21 protein-coding genes, 2 tRNA genes and 1 pseudogene are annotated in these 22,186 nt (G+C 61.5%); 13 read left to right on the top strand and 11 right to left on the bottom strand.

From position 1 onward, the window contains the following. The first annotated feature begins 91 nt into the window (after positions 1–91). Entirely contained in the window at positions 92–1,114 is a 1,023-nt protein-coding gene (locus tag ACZYHG_RS20685) for an acyltransferase family protein (RefSeq protein ID WP_464610150.1), read from the top strand. 1 nt (position 1,115) lies between these two features. On the opposite strand, the gene ACZYHG_RS20690 is transcribed toward ACZYHG_RS20685, so the two are convergent. The 4 genes from ACZYHG_RS20690 to ACZYHG_RS20705 form a co-directional block, all read right to left on the bottom strand. Continuing rightward, complete coding sequence (locus tag ACZYHG_RS20690) at positions 1,116–1,613, bottom strand: SRPBCC family protein (RefSeq protein ID WP_464610151.1); 498 nt, start codon at positions 1,611–1,613, stop codon at positions 1,116–1,118. A gap of 61 nt (positions 1,614–1,674) precedes the next feature. Continuing rightward, positions 1,675–2,163, bottom strand: coding sequence for a GNAT family N-acetyltransferase (locus tag ACZYHG_RS20695; protein ID WP_464610152.1), 489 nt, complete (start codon positions 2,161–2,163; stop codon positions 1,675–1,677). Beyond that, on the bottom strand, positions 2,160–2,918 hold the full coding sequence (locus ACZYHG_RS20700; RefSeq protein WP_464610153.1) for a copper homeostasis protein CutC: 759 nt from the start codon (positions 2,916–2,918) through the stop codon (positions 2,160–2,162). Before ACZYHG_RS20700 ends, ACZYHG_RS20695 begins: the two co-directional genes overlap by 4 nt. A gap of 158 nt (positions 2,919–3,076) precedes the next feature. Beyond that, the gene (locus tag ACZYHG_RS20705; RefSeq protein WP_464610154.1) at positions 3,077–3,508 is read right to left on the bottom strand and encodes a cupin domain-containing protein; all 432 of its coding nucleotides are present in this window, start codon (positions 3,506–3,508) and stop codon (positions 3,077–3,079) included. A gap of 191 nt (positions 3,509–3,699) precedes the next feature. Here ACZYHG_RS20705 and ACZYHG_RS20710 point away from each other — a divergent pair, with 191 nt between their 5' ends. Continuing rightward, on the top strand, positions 3,700–3,933 hold the full coding sequence (locus tag ACZYHG_RS20710; RefSeq protein WP_464610155.1) for a hypothetical protein: 234 nt from the start codon (positions 3,700–3,702) through the stop codon (positions 3,931–3,933). Between the two features lie 118 nt (positions 3,934–4,051). Here ACZYHG_RS20710 and ACZYHG_RS20715 read toward each other — a convergent pair. Continuing rightward, positions 4,052–4,126, bottom strand: a tRNA-Asn gene (locus ACZYHG_RS20715). 222 nt (positions 4,127–4,348) lie between these two features. On the opposite strand from ACZYHG_RS20715, the gene ACZYHG_RS20720 reads away from it, so the two are divergent. Beyond that, positions 4,349–4,609 carry a hypothetical protein gene (locus ACZYHG_RS20720; protein WP_464610156.1) on the top strand — a complete coding sequence of 87 codons (261 nt, stop codon included), beginning with the start codon at positions 4,349–4,351 and terminating at the stop codon, positions 4,607–4,609. 51 nt (positions 4,610–4,660) lie between these two features. On the opposite strand, the gene ACZYHG_RS20725 is transcribed toward ACZYHG_RS20720, so the two are convergent. Further along, a complete protein-coding gene (locus ACZYHG_RS20725) occupies positions 4,661–4,900 on the bottom strand; it encodes a hypothetical protein (RefSeq protein ID WP_464610157.1) in 240 nt (79 codons plus the stop codon). A gap of 223 nt (positions 4,901–5,123) precedes the next feature. Between ACZYHG_RS20725 and ACZYHG_RS20730 the strand changes: the two genes are divergently transcribed. From ACZYHG_RS20730 to ACZYHG_RS20745, 4 genes and pseudogenes are all read left to right on the top strand, one after another. Then, positions 5,124–5,197 (top strand) — tRNA-Cys (locus ACZYHG_RS20730). A gap of 90 nt (positions 5,198–5,287) precedes the next feature. After that, positions 5,288–5,956 carry a protein-L-isoaspartate O-methyltransferase family protein gene (locus ACZYHG_RS20735; protein WP_464610158.1) on the top strand — a complete coding sequence of 223 codons (669 nt, stop codon included), beginning with the start codon at positions 5,288–5,290 and terminating at the stop codon, positions 5,954–5,956. Positions 5,957–6,140: 184 nt separating this feature from the next. Then, a pseudogene (locus ACZYHG_RS20740) lies at positions 6,141–7,527 on the top strand (TolC family outer membrane protein). 273 nt (positions 7,528–7,800) lie between these two features. Continuing rightward, a complete protein-coding gene (locus ACZYHG_RS20745) occupies positions 7,801–8,664 on the top strand; it encodes a PopZ family protein (protein WP_464610159.1) in 864 nt (287 codons plus the stop codon). 60 nt (positions 8,665–8,724) lie between these two features. On the opposite strand, the gene ACZYHG_RS20750 is transcribed toward ACZYHG_RS20745, so the two are convergent. Beyond that, positions 8,725–9,357 carry a bleomycin resistance protein gene (locus ACZYHG_RS20750; RefSeq protein WP_464610160.1) on the bottom strand — a complete coding sequence of 211 codons (633 nt, stop codon included), beginning with the start codon at positions 9,355–9,357 and terminating at the stop codon, positions 8,725–8,727. A gap of 625 nt (positions 9,358–9,982) precedes the next feature. Here ACZYHG_RS20750 and ACZYHG_RS20755 point away from each other — a divergent pair. The 5 genes from ACZYHG_RS20755 to ACZYHG_RS20775 all read left to right on the top strand — a co-directional run bounded on the left by ACZYHG_RS20755 (position 9,983) and on the right by ACZYHG_RS20775 (position 18,795). Then, positions 9,983–12,766, top strand: coding sequence for a valine--tRNA ligase (locus tag ACZYHG_RS20755; RefSeq protein ID WP_464610161.1), 2,784 nt, complete (start codon positions 9,983–9,985; stop codon positions 12,764–12,766). A 359-nt stretch (positions 12,767–13,125) separates the two neighbouring features. Continuing rightward, positions 13,126–14,355, top strand: a complete 1,230-nt coding sequence (locus tag ACZYHG_RS20760; protein WP_464610162.1) for an OmpP1/FadL family transporter — start codon at positions 13,126–13,128, stop codon at positions 14,353–14,355. 363 nt (positions 14,356–14,718) lie between these two features. Then, entirely contained in the window at positions 14,719–15,942 is a 1,224-nt protein-coding gene (locus tag ACZYHG_RS20765) for an outer membrane protein transport protein (protein WP_464610163.1), read from the top strand. A 290-nt stretch (positions 15,943–16,232) separates the two neighbouring features. Then, positions 16,233–17,957 carry a dihydroxy-acid dehydratase gene (gene ilvD, locus ACZYHG_RS20770; protein ID WP_464610164.1) on the top strand — a complete coding sequence of 575 codons (1,725 nt, stop codon included), beginning with the start codon at positions 16,233–16,235 and terminating at the stop codon, positions 17,955–17,957. Continuing rightward, complete coding sequence (locus ACZYHG_RS20775) at positions 17,944–18,795, top strand: tetratricopeptide repeat protein (protein WP_027061147.1); 852 nt, start codon at positions 17,944–17,946, stop codon at positions 18,793–18,795. Before ilvD ends, ACZYHG_RS20775 begins: the two co-directional genes overlap by 14 nt. Positions 18,796–18,899: 104 nt before the next feature. On the opposite strand, the gene ACZYHG_RS20780 is transcribed toward ACZYHG_RS20775, so the two are convergent. The 4 genes from ACZYHG_RS20780 to erpA form a co-directional block, all read right to left on the bottom strand. Next, positions 18,900–19,217 carry a hypothetical protein gene (locus ACZYHG_RS20780; RefSeq protein ID WP_464610165.1) on the bottom strand — a complete coding sequence of 106 codons (318 nt, stop codon included), beginning with the start codon at positions 19,215–19,217 and terminating at the stop codon, positions 18,900–18,902. Positions 19,218–19,308: 91 nt separating this feature from the next. Next, positions 19,309–20,103 (bottom strand): exodeoxyribonuclease III, encoded by a 795-nt coding sequence (gene xth, locus ACZYHG_RS20785; protein WP_464610166.1) that lies wholly within the window; start codon positions 20,101–20,103, stop codon positions 19,309–19,311. A 6-nt stretch (positions 20,104–20,109) separates the two neighbouring features. After that, positions 20,110–20,502: a VOC family protein gene (locus tag ACZYHG_RS20790; protein WP_464610167.1), complete on the bottom strand. Its 393-nt coding sequence runs from the start codon at positions 20,500–20,502 to the stop codon at positions 20,110–20,112. Positions 20,503–20,506: 4 nt separating this feature from the next. Then, positions 20,507–20,854 carry an iron-sulfur cluster insertion protein ErpA gene (gene erpA, locus ACZYHG_RS20795; protein ID WP_464610168.1) on the bottom strand — a complete coding sequence of 116 codons (348 nt, stop codon included), beginning with the start codon at positions 20,852–20,854 and terminating at the stop codon, positions 20,507–20,509. Between the two features lie 76 nt (positions 20,855–20,930). Here erpA and ACZYHG_RS20800 point away from each other — a divergent pair, with 76 nt between their 5' ends. Then, positions 20,931–22,145 carry a deoxyguanosinetriphosphate triphosphohydrolase gene (locus ACZYHG_RS20800; protein ID WP_464614750.1) on the top strand — a complete coding sequence of 405 codons (1,215 nt, stop codon included), beginning with the start codon at positions 20,931–20,933 and terminating at the stop codon, positions 22,143–22,145. Positions 22,146–22,186: the final 41 nt, after the last annotated feature.

Raw genomic sequence — 22,186 nt, forward strand, 5'->3', positions numbered from 1 at the left:
TTGCACTGCAGTATGGACTGGGGCGGGAATGCGAGCCGGGTTCGGATGCGTATCGCCGTGCCCTTTCGCATGCCAATGCGAAGGGATCGGCATGTCCGAAATTTCCGCGACCCATATGGTTCCGTCCCGGTCCGTCGCTGAAAGACCGGCCAGGACAAGACTGGCCTATCTCGATGGCTGGCGCGGTCTGTCGATCGCCCTGGTGCTGATCGGGCACTTTTTTCCGGTTCCCGGAATCAATCTCGGCGTGCTTGGCGTCGAATTCTTCTTCGTGCTCAGCGGCCGGCTGATGGGCGAGATCCTGTTCATCGAACGCTATCCGCTGAAGAAATTCTTCAAACGCCGTTTCTCGCGCATCTATCCAGCACTTCTGGTCTTCGTCGTCATCGCCATGGTCGCGCTATCCGGCACCTTCATCGCCTTCAAATGGAAGGCGGCGCTGACGGCGCTGACCTTCACCTACAACTACGCCGGAATCCTGGTCACCCGTGCCGGGGCGCTGGACCATATCTGGTCGCTCTGCGTCGAGGAGCATGCCTATGTGATCCTGGCGCTGATCAGCGCCACCGTGACCAGCCGCAACCGCATCATCCCGTTGCTGGTGGCGCTGGCCTTGCTCGCCATGGCCAACGGCGCGATTTCGTACTGGGTGTTCAAGCTGGACTATGAGGCCACTTACTGGCGCACCGATGTGCACATCGCCTCGATCCTGCTGTCGGCTTCGATCTGCCTGCTCAAGGCCGAAGGCAAACTGCCGGCGGTGCTGAAGGGGCCCTATGTCGCCCTGGCAGCGGCGGCTGGCGCGGTGCTGCTGTTTATGGACCCGGTGCCGACGCCGATCCACTATCTCCTGGCGGTGCCGCTGCTGGCGCTGGCCGTCAACGCGCTCGATTTCAGCACTCCGGTTTTTTCCGGTCTGCTGTCGTCCTGGCCGATGGCGACATTGGGCCTGTGGTCGTATTCGCTCTACCTATGGCAGCAGCCGTTCTACAAATTCGTCTACGAGCAAGGCAGCAACCCATGGCCGATGCTGGCCGGGGTCTTTGCCTGCGCGTTCTGCAGCTACTACCTCATCGAGCGCCCGGCGCGTGAATGGCTCAACCGCAACTGGTGATTCAGGCCTCATCGCGCCGTGGCACTGTTGTTCCGAGCCTGAGATAGCGCCGCAGGCCGGCTTCGCCGCGCGGTGTTGTCCAGCGATGGTTCCAAGCGAAGGCCGGCCACAGCAGCGGTGCGAGAAATCTTAGGATCGGCCTCTCGACCGTGACCTGCCAGGTCAGCTGAACATGGGTGCCGGCGCCCGACGGCGACAATTCCGCCCGCCACACTCCGTCGAAATCGCCAAAGGTTTTCACGACGACCAACCGGCCAGGGTCGAGTTCAGCCGCCTCGATGATGAAGTTCAATTCATAGGGCAGGGCGCCACGTGCTCGTGCCCTTGCCCGTGAGCCGACCGACGCCTTGCCCTTTTTGTCGAGCGGCACGACCTCCTTGTAGACGTCGCCCCACCACAGCGGCAGCAATTCGGCGTCGGAGAGCACGTCCCACACTTGCTGGGGCGTACCTTCGGGAATGTGCCAGCTTTCGTCGAAGCGGAAGACGTTGCTTGGCATCGCGGTTCCTCCTGTTGGCGGAACCCTTATATTAGGTGGAGCTTCTTTATGTTTCTAGCGGTCAGGCAGTGATCTGCCTGGCGTAATAGCGCACCGCTTTCTTGCCGCCATGGATCACCGCGTCACCGACTTCGGCGAAACCAAGGGCGGCGTGGAAGGCATCCGAGCCGGGGTTGGGCGGATCGGCGTTGACCTCGCAGGTGACCAGCGTGTGGCCGGCGCGCTTCGCATGCTCGAAAAGGTCCTGATAGAGCCGCCGTGCATGGCCGCGACCCCTTGCATGCGCCGCCACGACGACTCGATCGACATAGATGAAGCCTTCGTACCGTTCGCGGAACCAGATGAAATTCGGGCTGTCGTAGTTCGCCTCCTGGTCGAAGGTCATGATGAAGGCTTCGAGATCGCCGATGCGGCGCGCATAGAACACCTCGCCGAGCAGGAACGACAGCCGCTCGGCCTCGAGCCAGGACAGTTCGGCGGCATGCTCATTGTTGAGCGCCAGAATGGCTGCTTCGTCGCCTGGCGCTATGCGCTCTATCCCGGAGGTCATGCCTTGGCCGCCGCGATCGTCGCTGCCACCAGCGGTGTGTCCGTCAATGTGTTGCGGTATTCGCGGTCGAGATCGGAGCCGCCCATGCCGACCTTGGCATTGCGGTAGCGCATGGCGCTCGGCACGTCCTTCAGCGCCGCGAAATGCATTTCGGCCAGCCCGGTCTTTCCGCGCACCTCGGCGATGTTGGCGAGATCGAGCCCGCCGCAACCGAGGATGATGATGCGGTCGCCGGCCTGCTGCACCAGAGCCGCCAGCAACAGCAAACCTTCGATCGCGGTGTCGCGCTGGCCGCTGGTCAGCACACGACCGACCTTGCAGCGGATCAGCGCTTCCAGCGCCTCGGCCGGATCGCGCGTCATGTCGAAAGCGCGATGGCAGGTAACATTCAAAAGCCCTGCCGCTTGCGTCAACTCGCCCATGCGCTTCTCGTCGATGGTTCCGTCGGCGTTCAGGCAGCCGAACACGACGCCGGGTACGCCCAGATCGCGAAGTGCTTCGACGTCGGCCAGCATCGAACGGTATTCGGACTCGCTGTAAAGAAAATCACCGCCACGCGGCCGCACCATGACGTGAAACGGCACGGTCGCCTGGTCGAGCGCGGCGCGCACCGTGCCAAGGCTCGGCGTGATGCCGCCTTCGATCAAGCTGGCGCACAGTTCGACCCGGTCGGCACCGGCGGCCTGCGCGGCGAGCAGGCCATCAATGCCTTCGACACAGATTTCGATCAGCGGCGGGCGGGTTTCTGCGGTCAAGGGGCGATCCTGTTCATGATGGTTGCGCAAAGCCCTAGCATCGGACCGGTTGCCAGGAAAGCATGAACGGTGCACCGCCATTGGGCCAGGCAGCAGCCCGGGAAAGCAGGAGGTGCAGTGCCTTCCCGCCGCCTTCGTTGCGGGCATAGGCTTGGTGGCTACTGGCGCAATTCCGTGTTCTTGGCGCCTTCCTCGACCTGATCGATCACCAGGAGCTTGACCTCGATATCACCGATGTTGGTGGCCTGATGCCACTGGCCGATCATTTCGATGATGAAATCGCCGGTCTTGTAGGTGTTGCTGTTGCCGGTCTCGACATTGGTGACCTTCAGCGTTCCGGCCTCGACATAGGCGTAGCGCGGGAAGGGGTGCCTATGCACCGGCAAGGTTGCGCCGACCGCGATGTCGTAGGTCGACACCAGCACCTGCACGTTCTTCTGTGGCAGCGTGATCGGCTGGCCGGAGGCAGTGGTCGTGCGTGATGCAAGCGGCGTGACGACGACAGGCGTGCCGCTGCTGTCGAGTGCCAGAGCGCAGTTTGCGTAAAGCGCGGTTGCAAGCAGCAGCGCCGATACCAGGATTTTCCGCATGATTCCTCCAGAGGCGCAGCATTGCCCGGCTATTTGTCACGAGCAAGCGGCCGGCGAGCGGTTGCCGGCAACAGCTATACAGGGCCGAAATATCAACCGGAAGACGCCGGCCCCCGCACACTGGTGCTGGCGGCTGTCTTCGTTTGTTCATTGGGGTGACCTACAAAGTGGCAGCAACGGTGGAGCGTGCCATGTCAGTCGATACGTCAGATCTCGATCAGCTCCAGAGCGCCTACAAGGCTGCTGTGGAGGAATGGATAGCGGCGATCAGGCAGGAAGAAGAACTTGCCTCGGTCAATCATTCGCTGGCCGAGATCGACAAATGGGAAGCAGCGCATTTCAACGAGGATGAGGTGCGCGGCAAGGTTCTGGAATTGAAGAGAAAATACGAAGACGCGCTTCGCAAGGAACAGTTCGGCTTCTGAAACTTTGATTGCGGATCACAGGATCTGAATCGGCCTGATGTTGCCCAGGCATTGCCCTGGACGGCAGGCACGGCAATTCAAGGGGATTGCAGAGAAGTCGTAAGTCTTTGAAAATATTTGGCTCCCCGGGCCGGATTCGAACCAGCGACCAACCGGTTAACAGCCGGTTGCTCTACCACTGAGCTACCGGGGAACGGAGGCTCTTTGAGCAAGTGGCGCAGCCTATAGCAAACACCTTTCGGCTTTGCAAAGAACCATTTCGTATTTTTCCGAGACTTTTTCGCTCAGGCGTTTCTCGCAATCGGCGGGGTCCGCCCTCATATTAGCCGTCTTGGCGACGGGCGCGGAACCGAAACGGCGGTTGCGGATTTCGTAAAGAGGTATTTTCGAGCGACCATACGGGCAGCTATTGGCGATGACGGCAGCAGACGAAAACCGGATACCGGCACGAAAGCTCTCGATTTTCGGGCGCGAGTTTACCATGCCGCAATCGCGCGGCCTCAGAATCACGATCGGTATTCTTTTGACCATCGGCGGCATTCTCGGATTCCTGCCAATTCTTGGCTTCTGGATGGTTCCAATCGGGTTGCTGGTGCTCTCCTACGAATTCGCCATGGTGCGCCGCCACCGCCGCCGCTTTGTCGTCTGGTGGGAGCGGCGGCGACGGTCGGATTGAACGCCAATCCACATCGACCGCACTGTCCTTCCCCGTGTTATGCCCCCCGTGTTATGCCCTTGTTCGGGTTTCTGATTTTCGCGAATCCGCTTTCCGGCCGGTGTCTTTTTCCAGATCCTCGCGGATTTCCTTGAGAATGGCGGCAGCCGAGGCAAGTCGCGCGCGGTCGCGCGGCGAGAGCTTGCCTTCTATTGCAAGGCAGTCGATGGCGTAGCGCAACAACGCCTCGCATGCCGATCGCGACAAGCCGTTCCAGGCGTTGGTTCCGTTGTTCGGGCTTGCCGGCCGCATCGCGCACTCCTTTCCGCTTCCAACGGCGGCAGCGGCGTGGAGTTTCTCGCGATCTCCGGCTATACCTAACGTTCTGCTAATATGCTTCGTGGCCGTAAGGTTCGCGACGCTCGATGCGGAGGGTCGAAATCATGCTGAGGAAACCGCTGGGAATGCGTGGTGGCCGCTTGACGCCATTTTCGCCGCAACCTATTGGAACCGGGTGGAACGCCGGGAGCAACGAGGCCTCGTGGCGGAGTGGTTACGCAGAGGACTGCAAATCCTTGCACCCCGGTTCGATTCCGGGCGAGGCCTCCAATACCCGAGCTCCCGCGCAGCCGCGCTGGAGCTTGAAGTTCCGGTCGAAGTGTACCGCGTTGTTGACGCGGCAAGCGGATTGGTTGGGACATGAGCGCTGATTTCTCCGAGCTTCGCGTCAAAATGGTCGATGGCCAGGTCCGCACCACCGACGTGACCAGCGCGCCCCTGCTGGACGCCATGCTGTCCGTGCCCCGTGAGCTCTTCGTCGGCGATCGCCAGCGCGAACTTGCCTATATCGACGAAGACATCCGCATTGCCGACAGCGCCGACGGCGCACGCTACCTCATGGAAGCATCGCCGCTGGCCAAGCTGATGCAACTGGCCGAGATCAACCCAACCGATTCGGCGCTCGATGTCGGCTGCGGCACCGGCTACGCGTCGGCCATCCTGTCGCGGTTGGCAAAGTCCGTCGTGGCGCTCGAAAGCGATTCTGCACTGGCGCAGACCGCGGCCGCGACCCTTTCCGGCCTTGGCTACGGCAATGTGACCGTTGTCCAGGGCCCACTGGCGCATGGTCACCCGGCCAAGGCACCTTATGACGTGATCTTCATCGGCGGCAGCGTCGAGAGAGTGCCGGTGCCGCTGCTCGATCAGCTCGCCGAAGGCGGCCGCCTGGTCGCGGTCGAAGGGCAGGGCAATTCCGGCGTCGCGCGACTCTTTTTCAAGGCTGGGGGGGTTGTAACCGGGAGACGGGCGTTTAATGCGGCAATTAAGCCACTACCCGGGTTCGAACGTGAGCATGCTTTCGAATTCTGAATGATTTGGCCTTGCAGCGAAGGCTTTGTCATGGTCGCTTGCATTTGAACAATCGTTGCTCATCCCAGACTGGGGGCACTTTGGGACCGAGCGACAGGGAACATTAAAACACGCCACGCCGGCTGCTCCCAGGGAGAAGCTGGCGCGGCGCGGTTCTCATGGAAAACGAATGAGGGATATACCCGTGCCGTCTGTATCCAAGAGTCTCTTTGCCGCCGTCCTCGTTTCCGCGACCGCGCTGTCGCCCCTGGCCGCCTCAGCCGAAACCATCTCCGGCGCGCTTGCAAAGGCCTACCAGTACAATTCCACGCTGAATTCATCCCGCGCCGGCGTGCGTGTCACCGACGAGGGCGTCGCCATCGCCAAGTCGGGCTGGCGCCCGACGATAACGGGATCGGCCAACATCGACTATACCAACACCCGCCAGGCAAATGGCGGCGGCAGCTCGAAGCTGACGAGCGGAAGCTACGGCATTCAGATTAATCAATCGTTGTTCGACGGCTTCCAGACCAGGAACAACGTGGCGGCCGCCGAATCGCAGGTCAAAGCGTCGGTGGAAAGCCTGCGCAACACTGAAGAGAACACGCTGTTCAACGCGGCTACGGCCTATATGGACGTGATTCGCGACCGCCAGATCGCTGTCTTGACCGAGCAGAACCTGCAGTTCCTGACCGAGCAGGCGCGCGCCGCGCGCTCGCGTTTCGAGGTTGGCGAAGGCACGCGCACCGACGTGGCCCAGGCCGATGCGTCGCGCGCTTCGGCTGTAGCCTCGCTGAGCGCCGCCCGCGCGCAAGCCTTGGCCAGTGCGGCAACCTATCACCAGGTCGTCGGCGACGAGCCGGGCAAGCTCAAGCCGGCTTCGCCCTTGGGCAGGTTGTTGCCGTCGAGCCTCAATGCTGCGATCGAGATCGGATCGAGGGAACATCCGGCCATTCTCGCCACCCAGCATCTTGTCGACGCCGCCGCGTTTTCTGTGAAATCTGCCGAAGGCGCGCTGTTGCCGCAGCTGTCGGCATCGGCTGGTGTTTCGGAGAATTATCGCAACGCAATCCCAGAACTCCACCGGTTCCAACGGCAATTCGACTTCGGCCAATATCGGCGCGACGCTGACCATTCCGATCTATTCGGGCGGCCGCACCTCCGCGGTCGTGCGGCAGAACAAGGAATCGCTGGGCGAAGCCCGTATCCAGGTCGATGTCAGCCGTGACCAGGTTCGCCAGGCCGTTGCCACGGCATGGTCGCAATACACCGCTGCGCAAGAGAGCGTCTCCGCCAACAGGCAGGTGGTCGACGCCGCGCAGCTGGCGTTGAACGGCGTCATCGAAGAGCGCAATGTCGGCCAGCGCACCACGCTCGACGTGCTCAACGCGCAGGCCACTGTCATCACCGCCAAGATCAGTTCTGCCAATTCCGAGCACGATGTGGTGGTGGCGAGCTATGCCATCCTGTCGGCGATGGGACGCTTGTCGGTCGAACGGCTCGCCTTGCAGGTGACGAAGTACAAGCCTGAAGAGCACTATAACGCCGTCAAGGACAAGTGGATCGGCCTGCGCACACCGGATGGCCGCTGACCGCAGGTAGGCGACGGCGCGGATCGCATCGTCGCAAGCGGCTCGGCATTTGATAGAAAAGGCTAGCCCGGCCAATTGCGTGTTTTTACGCAATCGCGGACAGAAACCTGTCACACGCCTATGCTGAAATTGCTCTAATCTGTTGAAATCCCACAAGTCCCCAGATTGGGGATTCTCGCGCGGCGATCCGTCGGCTACGCTGTCGCCATGATTCGAATCCGGCTTTTGCCGGAGCGGAAGACTACAGAGGTCACAAGGGCGGCGGATGTGACGATGGCAACGGCAAGCAGCGCACAGCGCGAACCTTCCATGGAAGAGATACTGGCTTCCATCCGGAGGATCATCGAGGACAGCGACAACGGCCGCAAGCAGCCTGATGAGACCGATGAACTGCGGCAGGATCTGGAGCCGGCGTTGGGCGCCGCTCAAGGCGCTGACGTCGACGCTTTTCGCGCCGAACTGCATGCAGCCTCCGAAGTCCGGAAACCGGTCGTTCTTGCCGAAGTCCAGGCGCCGTCGCCCGAGCCAGCGCGCATGGAATCGCAGCCGCGCATCGATCCTGCGCCGGTCAAGCCGTCGATGACGCTTGCCGAGGTCAGCGCCAGGATCGCCGCCGAGCCGGCGCCTGCCGCCAGGACCGCGGCGCCAATGATCCCGCAGGCTGAGGCGCCGCAGGCCAGTGCGCCACAGGCCAGCGCGACAAGCGATACCATCGTTGCCGATTGGCGGCGCGAGATCGCGGCGGTCGGAGAGCAGGCGAAAGCGATACCGGACCGGAACATCCGCAAGCCGGTCGCCCAGCCCGAGGCGCCGGCGAGCCAACCGGTTGTGGAGGCTGCATTCGAGCGGCCTTCTTCAAGCGACGCTCCAGAAAGCACCTCGCAGGCGCGCGCGGCGGCAAGCGAGGCGCCCGTGGCGCGTCCGGCAATCCTTTCCGAGCACACGGGTCGGCAAGTTGCCGCGGCCTTCGGCGAGCTGTCCGACGCCTTCGCCAGCCGCAGCAAGAAGACATTCGACGAGATGGCCGAGGAAATGCTGCGGCCGATGCTGCAGGACTGGCTGGACAACAATCTGCCGACGCTGGTCGAAAGGCTGGTGCGCGAGGAAATCGAGCGCGTGGCGCGCGGCGCACAGTAATTTCCGGACCCGATCACCCGACGAAACGCCGCTCACGAGGCGGCGTTTTTCATGCGGAAGTCAGCTGGCGCTGGTCGCGAAGCAAACGAGGTTGCCGTCGGGATCCCCGACGATGAACGTGCGGGCACCCCACGGTTCGGTTCGCAACGTCTGATGGAGCGGGGTGTTGGCCGCCTGATACTCCAGAAACAGCGCCTTGATGTTGTTGACAATGATCGTCGCCGCCAGCAGGTCATCGGTCGAACTGCCGGCGAATGGCGGCTTGTCGACATGGCGCAGATTGAGCCGCGCGCCATCGCGGATGATCTGTGCGTAGAAGGGCGGTTCGCCGTAGGTGAAGCGCGTCTGGAAGCCGAGCTTTTGCCGGTAGAAATCGCAGGCCGCTTCGATGTCGGAGACAAAGAGCTGCGGTTCGGCAAAGGCTAGGTGCGGTTTTGTAAGATCTGGTGCTGCGCGGTCAGTCACGGTTTGAAGGCCTTCCTTCAGCGCCTGCCAGCTCTCGAAACCTGACTTCTTGGCAACGAGTTCCTGGGCATCGACAAGCTTGAAGCCGTGATCGAGGATTTGGCTGTCGCTGAGATGGTGAAAACGCGGCAAGAGCCATCCAATCACGGCGGCGACCGGATAATACCGCTCGCGGTGCCATTTGAGATAGAGCTTGGCCTGTTTCTTGTGGTGTTCGAGTGTCGTCATGGGCGCATTGCGAGTTGAGATGGCGTAGGCGGGCAATGCCCCTCCGGCCGGAAGCCGATGCGCCCTACAGCAGCGTGAGCAGAGTATTGTCGTGACGCCTTTGGGTCAAGGCGCGAGCGCCACGCCTTTTTCTCGGCAACAAGGTCCTGCTATCGTTTATCGATGGATCGCCAGCGGACCTATAGTTACAGGCTCGGAGTAGAGGTTCCTATGCTCACAGATGAGGAGCATGCCGACGTCGTGCGCGATGCGCATGCCACGATAGACGCGGTCATGGCTTATCGAGCCAAAACCGGTGCATCTCTGGACGAAGCTCGGACGGCTCTACCCAACCCGTCGGCAGATAGATATTTCAGAACTCACGGGCTTCAAACTTTGGACCGTATATGACGTGTTCTACGTTCGCCGCTCCGATTACGGCCCCGACTGCCCCTCCTGCGGAAAGCCCTACCGAACGCCAAGGGCGAGGTTCTGCGCCGAATGCGGGCACGGCCTGCCGTTGAAATGACCAAGGCCACGCCTATCTGCTTCTCATGCCCCGGGGCGGCCCTTGCGGTTGACTTGGCCAAGACCTTCCGATTTACACCGAACCAGCAAAAATCCCGACAGCGCGGACCGTTTCCCCATGCTTGAAAAGACCTACGACGCAAAGACCGTCGAGCCGAAGATCGCCAAAGTCTGGGAAGAGGCCGACGCGTTTCGCGCCGGTGCCGGTGCCGAGGAGGGGGCCGAGGCCTTCACCATCGTCATCCCGCCGCCCAACGTCACCGGCTCGCTGCATATGGGCCATGCGCTCAACAACACGCTGCAGGACATATTGGTCCGCTTCGAGCGCATGCGCGGCAAGAACGTGCTGTGGCAGCCCGGCATGGACCATGCCGGCATTGCCACGCAAATGGTGGTCGAGCGCCAGCTGATGGAAAAGCAGATCCACCGCCGCGATCTGACGCGAGAGCAGTTCATCGAGAAGGTGTGGGAGTGGAAGGCCGAATCCGGCGGCGCCATCTTCAACCAGCTGAAGCGGCTCGGCGCCTCGGCCGATTGGTCGCGCGAACGCTTCACCATGGATGAAGGCCTGTCCAAGGCCGTGCTCGAAGTGTTCGTCACCCTCTACAAGGAAGGCCTGATCTACAAGGACAAGCGCCTGGTGAACTGGGACCCGAAACTGTTGACCGCGATCTCCGATCTCGAGGTCGAGCAGCAGGAGGTCAACGGCAATCTCTGGCACTTCCGCTATCCAATCGAAGGCGAGGCCTTCGACCCGGAAAATCCGAAAACCTTCATCATCGTGGCGACGACGCGTCCTGAAACGATGCTCGGCGATACGGCGGTCGCGGTGAATCCGGACGACGAACGATACCGGCATCTGGTCGGCAAGAACATCGTCCTGCCGATCGTCGGTCGGAAAATCCCGGTCGTGGCGGACGCGTATTCCGATCCTGAAAAAGGTTCTGGCGCGGTCAAGATCACGCCGGCGCATGACTTCAACGACTTCGAGGTCGGCAAGCGCCACAAGCTGCCGGCGATCAACATCCTCACCATCGAAGCCGCCATCAAGTTGAAGGACAATGAGGACTTCCTCGCTGGCCTCGATGTGACGCCGGAGCGCCAGGCCATTTGGGACGAACTCGATGGGCTCGACCGTTTCGTCGCGCGCAAGAAGATCGTCGCGCTGATGGAGGCCGGCGGCTTCCTCGACAAGATCGAACCGCATCGCCACGCCGTGCCGCATGGCGACCGCGGCGGCGTGCCGATTGAACCGTTCCTGACCGAGCAGTGGTATGCCAATGCCGCCGAACTCGCCAAGCCGGCGATCGCCTCGGTGCGCGAGGGCCGCACCAATTTCGTGCCGAAGAATTGGGAGAAGACCTATTTCGACTGGATGGAGAACATCCAGCCCTGGTGCATCTCGCGCCAGCTGTGGTGGGGGCATCAGATACCGGCCTGGTACGGGCCGGACGGTCGTGTCTTCGTCGAGAAGACCGAGGAAGAGGCTCTGGGCGCGGCGATCGAATATTATCTGGCGCTCGAAGGCCCCTGGAAGGCTTGGGTCGAGGACAAGCTGGAGAACTTCAAGCCGGGCGAGATCCTGACCCGTGACGAGGACGTGCTCGACACCTGGTTCTCCTCGGCGCTGTGGCCATTCTCGACGCTGGGCTGGCCGGATCAGACGCCGGAGTTGAAGACCTACTACCAGACCGACGTGCTGGTGACCGGCTTCGACATCATCTTCTTCTGGGTTGCCCGCATGATGATGATGGGCCTGCACTTCATGGACGAGGAACCGTTTCACACCGTCTATGTGCATGCGCTGGTGCGCGACAAGAACGGGCAGAAAATGTCGAAGTCGAAAGGCAACGTCATCGACCCGCTCGATCTGATCGACGAGTTCGGCGCCGATGCGCTGCGCTTCACACTGACGGTGATGGCGGCCCAGGGGCGCGACGTGAAGCTCGATCCGGCGCGCATCGCCGGCTACCGCAATTTCGGCACCAAGCTCTGGAACGCCACGCGCTTTGCCGAGATGAACGAAGTTGCCCGCAATGACGATTTCTGGCTGAACGACGCCAAGCTGGCGGTCAACCGCTGGATCCTGACCGAGCTGACACGCGCCGCGCGCGAGATCACCGACGGCATCACCTCATACCGCTTCAACGAGGCGGCAGGGGCTGCCTACCGCTTCGTCTGGAACCTGTTCTGCGACTGGTACCTGGAACTCTTGAAGCCGGTTTTCATGGGTACGGACGAGGCGGCCAAGGCCGAAAGCCGTGCCTGCGTCGCCTTCGTGCTCGACGAGATCTACAAGCTCTTGCATCCGATGATGCCGTTCATGACGGAAGAACTGTGGGCGCAGACGGCGGGCGAGGGCAAGGAGCGCTCCTCGCTGCTCTGCCATGCCGCCTGGCCGTCGCCGGACTTCGAGGACGCGCAAGCGGCCGCCGATATCAACTGGCTGGTCGATCTCGTCTCCGGCATCCGTTCGGTGCGCTCGGAGATGAACGTGCCGCCGGCGGCAATCGCGCCGCTTGTCGTGGTTGGCGCCAACGATTTGACGCGCGAGCGGCTGATCCGCGAGGAGTCCGCGATCAAGCGGCTGGCGCGCGTCGGCGACATCTCATTGGCTGACGCGGCACCCAAGGGCTCGGCGCAGATCGTGCTCAACGAGGCGACGATCTGCCTGCCGCTCGGCAGCCTGATCGACCTCGCCGCCGAGGCGGCCCGGCTGCAGAAGGAGCTGGCCAAGGTCACCGAGGAAATCGCGCGCCTGCACAAGAAGCTCTCCAACGAAAGGTTCGTCGCCAGCGCGCCGGCCGAGATCGTCGACGCCGAGCGTGAAAAGCTCGCCGAATACCGCGACGCCCAGGAGAAGCTCTCGGTGGCTTCGACCAGGGTTCGCGACGCCGGTTGAACGGGCAGATTCGGAGCTTTCAGCCTGCCTTCGAGACAGGCTGTTTCTGCCTTCAAAACAGGCATTCCGTTACGGTAATCTTGACGTAAAAGGAAGTTTGCGCCCCATTGTTGCCATAATGTAACAATGGGGCGTTATATCTGCCAAAACAGCCTTTTCCTGGCCTGTTTTGGGCAGTTCTCGCTGATTTAATCTGTCGATTTGCGCTCAAAAGCCGGTTTTTAGGCCTATAGCGAGCGCCTGCACTTTGTCGAAAATACGTTCAGATAACCTGTACGTGTACGCCTCTTGAATTCGTTGTTGCACCGTTAACCTGAATTGGTTCTAGGTTGGTGCACTGATGTTCGGGGAGGATTTTCATGAACAATTTGCGACTGAAAGCATTGGTGGGGGCAGGCTGCTTTTCACTGGTGGTATCGGCGGCGAGCGCTGGTGGCTTCGATCGTGGGGGTGTCAACATCGACCAGCTGTTTGATGCTTCGCCCTATTCGTTCGACGCCGGCGTCACGTACGTGTCGCCACAGCGCAAGCTCAAAAATGTGCAGCGCCTGGATTCACCACCGAACCCGGTCGCTCTGTCATCTTCGTCTGTGGATGTTGGCGGCGACTATGCAGTTCCGCGTATCGGGATAAAGGCCAACATTTTCGAGCCTGTCGACTGTCTCGCGAGTTATTCTCAGCCCTATGGCGCTGACGCGGACTATGGAACGAACAACGCTTATTCGCCGACCGCAACCAAATACTCCGTCAAAACGAACGATTACGGCCTCACTTGCTCGTACAAGTTCAACGTCGGGAAAGGCGCCTTTAGATTTATCGGCGGCGTTTCTTACCAGGATGTCGATGCATTCTTGTCTCGTCAGACGCTGTTGGCTTTTGGCAATACAGGCCTCGGGAAATTCCACCTTACGGACTCAGCATGGGGATGGCGTGCGGGCGCCGCGTATGAAATCCCGGACATCGCTCTGCGTGCGAGCCTGATGTATTATTCGAGCTATAAATATGACGGACTTTCCGGCACTGTCGATACGACAGGTTTCAGCGGAACGTTTCCCGCGAACCTCGTACCGGGCTCGACCGGAATATATCCGGTGTCCGCCTCCGCCGAGATACCCCAAGCTCTCGAATTCAAGCTGCAGACCGGTATCGCTCCAGGTTGGCTTGCCTTTGGCTCGGTGCGTTGGCAGCAGTGGAGCAAGCTGGGCATTATCCCAATTACTGGCGTTCGCAGTCCCGTGACAGGTGCTCCTTCACCCGTTTCGTTCGATCTGCTCTATCGCGATGGATGGACGATTTCGGGTGGCATTGGTCACAAGTTTACTGACCAGCTATCGGGCCTTGTTTCGCTGACATGGGATCGTGGGACTTCGACGACATCCGGTTTTCAATCGGACACATATGCGGTGGCGACGGGCATTTCCTATTCGCCGAACGACAAAGTGGAAGTCAGGCTTGGCGGATCGATCGGCGTGCTGACCAGCGGTTCGTCGACCTTCACTGGTGTGGGCGACACGGCAAATGCCATAAGGTATACTTATGGCAACGATCTACTCTTGGCGGGCTCGGCTTCCGTCAAAGTGAAATTCTAAGCGTCTAGAAAAGTCTGCGCGAAAGGCCGGGCATTGCCCGGCCTTTTTTTGCCGCCTCTCATGACAAGAATTCCGCTGCGTCACGTTGACGTAAACGGAAGTTTTTTGCCGCATTGTTGCCGTAATGTAACAGTGAGCCCATTGCCTTCGGCGATGGTGTTATTTGGCCATTTGGGCCGGTTTTGTAGGGTTTTCGCGGCTGCCTTGCACACTGGAAGGCGTCTCGAGTGCGGCCGCGTCGATGCTCGCCGCCTCAGAATTCATTTTCCCCAAATACGTACATGTACGCCTCTTGAAATCGTTGTTGCACTACCCAGGCAATTGGTTCTTGCTTGGGTTGTATTCGAATTCGGGGAGAGACTCATGAACAATCTGCGTCTTAAAGCGCTGCTGGGGGCGGGGTGCTTTTCGCTGACTTTGCTCGGGACGGCGATGAACGCGGCGCATGCCGGCGGCCTGGAACGTGGTGGCTACGACATCGACCTGTTGTTCGATCCGGCCCCATTCGCTTCGGACGTCAGCGGGACTTATGTCATGCCTCAGCGCGATCTCAAGAACGCGGTGGATACGTCCGGCGGCGGACTGACAGGCAAGAGCACTGCCCGTAACACAGAGGGCTATTGGGTGCCGTACGTCGGCGTCAAGGCGACGATTGGTTATGGCGTGGACTGTATGCTGGATTATTCGCAGCCATGGGGCGCGAGTTCAAACCCCGGCATCTGGAACGGCTCCTATTCCAACATCAACACCCAAATCAAAAGCAACAATTACGCCGGCACCTGCTCCTACAAGATGGATGCCGGCAAAGGGCAGCTCCGCTTTATTGGCGGCGTTTTCTACCAGGAGGTCTATGGCTTCAAGGAAAGCTACGCCAGCCCGTTCCTTGGCACCACAATTGGCCGTGTGGACCTGACCAGCAGTGGCTGGGGCTGGCGCGCCGGTATCGCCTACGAAATCCCCGACATCGCGCTGCGTGCCAGCCTCGTCTACAATTCGCAGGTGAAGCTCGACAATATTGCGGGCACCCTGAACGTCGGCGGTGTCGTCAACAACATCTACGCTCCGACACAGTCGATGCCGGATTCACTGGAACTGAAACTCCAGTCCGGCATTGCGCCCGGCTGGCTCGCCTTCGGTTCGATCAAATGGGTCAATTGGAGTGTGCTGCAGAGCGTTCCGATTTGCACGACAGCGTCCCAACCGTTTCCGTGCTCAAGTGGAGTTACGAATCCGCTTATCAGGCCGACTTCGCTTGATCTGATGTATCGTGACGGCTGGACGGTCACCGCGGGCCTCGGCCACAAGTTCAACGAGCAGTGGAGCGGCGCCGCGCAGATATCGTGGGATCGTGGCACCTCGCATGGCTATGGCGATCAGACCGATACCTGGACGCTGGGCGGTGGTGTTGCCTACACGCCAACTCCCAATATCGAACTTCGTCTTGCCGGCGCTATCGGTGTACTGACCAGCGGCCATTCGGGTACGCTGACCGACCAGAATGGCTATACGGCCGGCACTGACGTCGCTTACGACTTCGGCAACGATCTGGTCACGGCAATATCGGGCGGCGTCAAGATCAAGTTCTAAGCTTTTGAAAGTGCTAATAAAAGGCCGGGCATTGCCCGGCCTTTTTCGTTTGCGCCAGCGTCGCCGATGCTCCCGTCATACAAGCTGCGTTGCATATAAGCCGCACTGTGGTCGCCTCCTGCGATTGTGACGTTTTGGCAACACTTTCTGAACAACCCCTGCGCTAGCAGTCAGGCCGGGGAAATTGCCCATTTCCCGCCATAAACCCGGCGCACCTCGAACCTGTCTCGGGACACGCGCCAAAAGGCTCGGCGATGGGGCAGGCCGCACCGCCCGCGGCAAGGAAGAGAATGGACGCCAAAGTCATTTCCAAGGCTAAGCTCCCTAGCCGCCATGTGACTGTCGGTCCGGCACGTGCGCCGCACCGGTCCTATCTCTATGCCATGGGGCTTTCCGCCGCCGAGATCGCGCAGCCGCTGGTCGGCGTTGCCTCCTGCTGGAATGAAGCGGCCCCTTGCAACATCTCGCTGATGCGCCAGGCGCAGGTGGTCAAGAAGGGGGTCGCTGCCGCCAACGGCACGCCGCGCGAATTCTGCACCATCACCGTCACCGACGGCATCGCCATGGGTCACCAGGGCATGAAGTCGTCGCTGGTGTCGCGCGAGGTGATCGCCGATTCGGTCGAACTCACCATGCGTGGCCATTGCTACGACGCGCTGGTCGGCCTCGCCGGCTGCGACAAGTCGCTGCCGGGCATGATGATGGCCATGGTGCGCCTCAACGTGCCGTCGATCTTCATCTATGGCGGTTCGATCCTGCCCGGCAGCTATCGCGGCCGCCAGATCACCGTGCAGGATGTGTTCGAGGCGGTCGGCCAGCATTCTGTCGGCGCGATCAGTGATGCCGAACTGCTTGAAATCGAACAGGTCGCGTGTCCGTCGGCCGGCTCCTGCGGCGCCCAGTTCACAGCCAACACCATGGCCACGGTCGCCGAGGCGATTGGTCTGGCGCTGCCCTATTCCTGCGGTGCGCCGGCGCCTTACGAGATGCGCGACCGCTTCAATTTCGCTTCCGGCGAAAAAATCATGGAGCTGATCGCCAAGAGCATCCGGCCGCGCGACATCGTCACGCTGAAGGCGCTGGAGAACGCGGCGACCGTGGTTTCGGCCACCGGCGGCTCGACCAACGCAGCGCTGCACCTGCCGGCGATCGCGCATGAAGCCGGCATCAAGTTCGACCTCTTCGACGTGGCGAAAATCTTCGAGAAGACGCCCTACATCGCCGACCTCAAGCCGGGCGGGAAGTATGTCGCCAAGGACATGTTCGAGGCCGGCGGCATTCCGCTGTTGATGAAGACCTTGCTCGACCACGGCTACCTGCATGGCGACTGCCTGACGGTCACTGGCCGCACTTTGGCCGAAAACATGGAACACGTTGCCTGGAATGAACAGCAAGACGTGGTCCGCCCGGCCAACAGACCAATTACCCAAACCGGCGGTGTCGTGGGGTTGAAGGGAAACCTCGCCCCCGAAGGCGCGATCGTGAAGGTCGCGGGCATGACGGAGTTGAAATTCTCCGGCCCGGCGCGCTGCTTCGATTCGGAAGAGGAATGTTTCGAGGCGGTGACGCATCGCAACTACCGGGAAGGCGAGGTTCTCGTCATTCGCTACGAAGGACCGCGCGGCGGTCCGGGCATGCGCGAGATGCTGTCGACGACGGCGGCTCTCTATGGCCAGGGCATGGGCGGCAAGGTGGCGCTTATCACCGATGGCCGCTTCTCGGGCGCGACACGCGGCTTCTGCATCGGCCATGTCGGGCCGGAAGCAGCCGTGGGCGGTCCGATCGGTTTGCTGAGGGATGGTGACGTGATCTCGATCGACGCCGTGAACGGCACGATCGAGGTGGCGTTGTCCGATGAAGAACTGGCGGCGAGGGCAAAGACATGGAAGGCGCGCACGACCGATTACCAGTCGGGCGCGATATGGAAATACGCACAGACGGTCGGGTCTGCCCGCGACGGCGCGGTCACCCATCCGGGCGGTGCGAAAGAAACACACTGCTATGCGGATATCTGAGTTGTTGAAGTCAACACCAGAGTTGTTGAGGTCATCTGTCCTTTCGGCACTGGTCGCTGTTGCGATCTTTGGCGCCGTGGGCCAAGCCATGGCCTTCGACGACAAGGTGTTTGACGACAAGACCGGCGTGAAGCCGCAGTCGAGCCCGTGGGCGGTGTTCCAGTTTGGCTTCTCCGCCTACAAGAGCGGCCACAAGGAACAGGCCGCCGAAGCCTACAAGTACGCCGCCGAAAACGGCCAGATCGGCGCCACCTGGAAGCTTGCCCGCATGTATGCCGAGGGCGACGGCGTGGCCCGCGACGACTACGAGGCGTTCAAGTTCTTCTCCGAGATCGTCGACCAGGATGTCGAGCCGGGTTCGCCGGAAGAAAGTTACGTCTCCGACGCGCTGGTGGCGCTCGGCGATTATCTGCGCACCGGCATCCCCGGCAGCCCGGTCACCGAAAACGAGGTGGCGGCCCAGGAATACTACATGCGCGCCGCCGCCAACTACCGCAATCCGAACGCCCAGTTCGAGATGGGCCAGATGTTCCTGAAGGGCGAGGGCGGCGTGAAGGCCAGCGTCAAGCAGGCCGGGCGCTGGTTCCAGCTCGCCGCCGAAAAAGGCCATGCCGGCGCGCAGGCGACGCTTGGTCATCTCTTGTTCCAGAGCGGCAAGATCGTTCGTGGACTGGCGATGATGACCGCGGCGCTCGAACGTGCGTCGCCGGCGGACCAGCCCTGGATCCGCGGCATGCAGGAAGAGGCCTTCGCTGCCGCCGGCGAAGCCGACCGCCGTACCGCGATATCGCTGGCGGACGACATCCTGACCAAGGGCACCGCCAACACGGACCAGTAGGCGCTAACGTCCCGCTGCTGGTTCCTGGCGAAAACGGGCAAGCGATCCTTCGCGCGTCTCTGTGCGCCGGACATTTCTTCAGAGAAATCAGCTGATCAGATAAATCAGTTCTCGGTCGGCTCCGTCGGCACCATGCTGGGCGCGGGCGTTGAGATCGGGGTGACGTGCAGGTGCGGCGCCATCGTGTTTCCAGGGCAGCTGTCGCCGACCTTCGTCCATGAGGTGTTGTTGAGCACCATCTCGCAGCGGGCCAGATGGCTCTGATCGGCGATCGTCAGGCATGCAACTTGACCAACGGGATAGGATTTTCCATTGGCGAGACATTCCTGGGCGGCAAAGGCCGGCACGATCGCGGCCACGGCAAGTGCCACGCCGACCGGACAAAGAGCAAATCGAATGGTCATGGGAACCCCGGCCGCCATGATGATTGCCCATCATGCGCCCGATTTGTGGCGATACAAGGTCGTTGTGGCGATACAGGGTCCGGGCGATTCGCCGGCAGAAGGATTTCCGTCAGGCCGGCTGCAGGGTGAGGTCGATCGCCACTGGCACATGGTCTGATGGTTTTTCCCAGGCACGCACATGCTTTTCGATCGAGGCCGACGAGAATCGGTTGGCGGCTTCCGGCGACAACAGCAGATGGTCGATGCGGATGCCGTTGTTCTTCTGCCAGGCGCCGGCCTGATAGTCCCAGAACGTATAGGTGTCCGGCGCATCGGTGACCGCGCGCACCGCTTCGGTAAAACCAAGGTTGAGCAGCCTACGGAACGCCTGCCGCGTCTGCGGTTGGAACAGCGCATCGCCCAGCCAGTTCTCCGGAAAACGCGCGTCGATCGGCTCGGGAATGACATTGTAGTCGCCGGCCAGCACCAGCGCCTCTTCCAGCCTCAGCCGCTCTTCGGCCCAGCGCTCCAGCCGCGCCATCCACGACAGCTTGTAGGGGAATTTTTTCTCGTCATCGATCGGGTTGCCGTTGGGCAGATAGAGTGAGACGACGCGCAGCGCGCCCTTGTCGGTCGAGAACACGCCTTCAATGAAACGCGCCTGTTCGTCGGTGTCGTCACCCGGCAAGCCGCGGTTCACTTCATCAAAGCGCAGCTTCGACAGGATGGCCACGCCGTTAAAACCCTTCTGGCCGTGGGTTTCGACATTGTAGCCAAGCGCCTCGATCTCGGCGCGCGGGAACTGCTCGTCGACCGTCTTGATCTCCTGAAGGCAGACGATGTCGGGCGCGCTTTCGGTCAGCCAGTGGGTGAGGTTGCCGATGCGGGCGCGCACGCCGTTGATGTTCCAGGTGACGATTTTCATGACGGCCTATTCTTCCTGCGGCGGGTGGCGTTCGACCAAGCCGATCGTATTGCCTGCCGGGTCCTTTAGGAAGGCCATCCATTCGCTTTCCCCCGCCGGACCGAATGTGCCTTCGGTGTCGCGATGGACAAGTGCAGGCGGCGCCGTGAAGGGGACGCCCGATGCCTTGGCGTCGGCGTGGAAGGCTTCGAGGCCTGTAATGTCGAGATAGACCGTGCCGGCCGGAACGCCGTCGGTGAATAGCAGGCGCACGTCGCCCGCCATGATGAAGGCAATACCGGGGGGATCGTAGCGGGCGTCAACGCCCATGCCGAGCACATCGCGCCAGAAGGCCAGCGTCGAATCAAGGTTGCGTCCGGCCGACAGCGCGACCTGACGGACCGCGCCGATGGCAGGCATGCCACTAGATGGAGAAACTGGTGCCGCAGCCGCAGGAGGCGACCGCATTGGGATTGCGGATCTGGAACGACTGGCCCATCAGGTCGTCGACGAAGTCGATCACCGAGCCGCCCATATAGACCAGCGACAAATCGTCGATCAGCACCGTGGCGCCGTCCTTCTCGATGGCGACGTCATCGTCGTTGCGCGCATCGACCAGATCGAACTTGTAGGAAAAGCCGGAGCAGCCGCCACCTTCGACGGAAACGCGCAGCGCCGTCTTGCCGGCTTCGCCCGACACGATTTTCGCGATCCGCTTGGCGGCGGAGTTGGTCATTTCGACTTTCATGGCGGTCTTGGCATCAGCGCCCATGGGCGTCACCTTGCTTTCGGTTTCACATGATAGGTATGAAGCGCAAGGGGCCAAGTCAACTGCGGCAGCATCAGCCATGACCAATGAGTTGGGCGACATCGGATTCGGCTACCGGCCGCGCGCGGCCTATGCCACCGATCCGGCGCGCTCGCGCGGGCGGCTGTTCGATGAGGTCGAAAGCCCAACCCGCACGCCGTTCCAGCGCGACCGTGACCGCATCATCCATTCGACCGCGTTCCGGCGGCTGAAGCACAAGACGCAGGTCTTCATCGCCCATGAAGGCGACCATTATCGCACAAGGCTGACCCATTCGATTGAGGTGGCGCAGATCGCGCGTGCCTTGGCGCGAGCGCTGCGCGGCGACGAGGATCTCGCCGAGGCGGTGGCGCTTGTGCATGATTTCGGCCACACGCCCTTTGGCCATACCGGCGAGGACGCGCTGAACGAGAGGATGGCCGCCTGGGGTGGCTTTGACCACAATGCGCAGTCGCTGCGCATCGTGACGCGGCTGGAGCGCCGCTATGCCGAATTCGATGGGTTGAATCTGGCCTGGGAAACACTGGAGGGCCTGGTCAAGCACAATGGGCCCCTGACGGACGCTGGCGGCAAGGGTCTGAAAGGGCCGGTGCCGCAGGCGATCCGCGATTATTCGGAGTTGCAGGATCTCGAGCTCGACCGGTTTGCCGGCATCGAGGCGCAGTGTGCGGCGATCGCCGACGACATTGCCTACAACACGCATGACATCGACGATGGCTTGCGGGCGGGACTGCTGACGCTCGACATGCTGGAGACGGTTTCGCTGCCGGGAACGATCCTGGCCGGCGTGCGCGAGCGCTATCCCGCGCTCGATGATGTGCGCACCGGGCATGAGCTGATGCGGCGGCAGATCACCGCCATGGTCGAGGACGTCATCGTCTCCACGACTGCCAATCTGGAGCGCGTCGGGCCGCGGAGCGCCGATGCGGTGAGGGCGGCGGGCGAGACGATGGTGACCTTTTCCGCCAAGATGGCTGCAGCCGAGAAGGAACTGAAGGCGTTCCTCTACAAGCACCTCTACCGGCACAAAGAGGTCATGCGCGTGCGCGCCGACGCCGAGCGGATTGTCCAGGACCTGTTCGAGGTCTATTTCGCCGACCCGCGCGCCATGCCGGACGGTTGGCGCGAGGGGCTGGATCGGGCCGAGGACCGCATCAAGGCGCGCAGCGTTGCGGACTTCCTGGCAGGGATGACCGACACCTACGCGCTCAAGGAACACCGGCGTTTGTTTGACCATACGCCGGATTTGAGCTAGGGCGGGCGCGATTTTGCCGGCCAACGAGCCGGATTCGCCAT

The sequence above is a fragment of the Mesorhizobium subarcticum genome (assembly GCF_055456085.1).

Bases quoted from the DNA above. Each gene is read 5' to 3' on its own strand.
- ACZYHG_RS20685 (WP_464610150.1), top strand. From the start codon at position 92: ATGTCCGAAATTTCCGCGACCCATATGGTTCCGTCCCGGTCCGTCGCT.
- ACZYHG_RS20690 (WP_464610151.1), bottom strand. From the start codon at position 1,613: ATGCCAAGCAACGTCTTCCGCTTCGACGAAAGCTGGCACATTCCCGAA.
- ACZYHG_RS20695 (WP_464610152.1), bottom strand. From the start codon at position 2,163: ATGACCTCCGGGATAGAGCGCATAGCGCCAGGCGACGAAGCAGCCATT.
- ACZYHG_RS20705 (WP_464610154.1), bottom strand. From the start codon at position 3,508: ATGCGGAAAATCCTGGTATCGGCGCTGCTGCTTGCAACCGCGCTTTAC.
- ACZYHG_RS20710 (WP_464610155.1), top strand. From the start codon at position 3,700: ATGTCAGTCGATACGTCAGATCTCGATCAGCTCCAGAGCGCCTACAAG.
- ACZYHG_RS20720 (WP_464610156.1), top strand. From the start codon at position 4,349: ATGACGGCAGCAGACGAAAACCGGATACCGGCACGAAAGCTCTCGATT.
- ACZYHG_RS20725 (WP_464610157.1), bottom strand. From the start codon at position 4,900: ATGCGGCCGGCAAGCCCGAACAACGGAACCAACGCCTGGAACGGCTTG.
- ACZYHG_RS20735 (WP_464610158.1), top strand. From the start codon at position 5,288: ATGAGCGCTGATTTCTCCGAGCTTCGCGTCAAAATGGTCGATGGCCAG.
- ACZYHG_RS20745 (WP_464610159.1), top strand. From the start codon at position 7,801: ATGGCAACGGCAAGCAGCGCACAGCGCGAACCTTCCATGGAAGAGATA.
- ACZYHG_RS20750 (WP_464610160.1), bottom strand. From the start codon at position 9,357: ATGACGACACTCGAACACCACAAGAAACAGGCCAAGCTCTATCTCAAA.
- ACZYHG_RS20755 (WP_464610161.1), top strand. From the start codon at position 9,983: ATGCTTGAAAAGACCTACGACGCAAAGACCGTCGAGCCGAAGATCGCC.
- ACZYHG_RS20760 (WP_464610162.1), top strand. From the start codon at position 13,126: ATGAACAATTTGCGACTGAAAGCATTGGTGGGGGCAGGCTGCTTTTCA.
- ACZYHG_RS20765 (WP_464610163.1), top strand. From the start codon at position 14,719: ATGAACAATCTGCGTCTTAAAGCGCTGCTGGGGGCGGGGTGCTTTTCG.
- ilvD (WP_464610164.1), top strand. From the start codon at position 16,233: ATGGACGCCAAAGTCATTTCCAAGGCTAAGCTCCCTAGCCGCCATGTG.
- ACZYHG_RS20775 (WP_027061147.1), top strand. From the start codon at position 17,944: ATGCGGATATCTGAGTTGTTGAAGTCAACACCAGAGTTGTTGAGGTCA.
- ACZYHG_RS20780 (WP_464610165.1), bottom strand. From the start codon at position 19,217: ATGGCGGCCGGGGTTCCCATGACCATTCGATTTGCTCTTTGTCCGGTC.
- xth (WP_464610166.1), bottom strand. From the start codon at position 20,103: ATGAAAATCGTCACCTGGAACATCAACGGCGTGCGCGCCCGCATCGGC.
- ACZYHG_RS20790 (WP_464610167.1), bottom strand. From the start codon at position 20,502: ATGCCTGCCATCGGCGCGGTCCGTCAGGTCGCGCTGTCGGCCGGACGC.
- erpA (WP_464610168.1), bottom strand. From the start codon at position 20,854: ATGGGCGCTGATGCCAAGACCGCCATGAAAGTCGAAATGACCAACTCC.
- ACZYHG_RS20800 (WP_464614750.1), top strand. From the start codon at position 20,931: ATGACCAATGAGTTGGGCGACATCGGATTCGGCTACCGGCCGCGCGCG.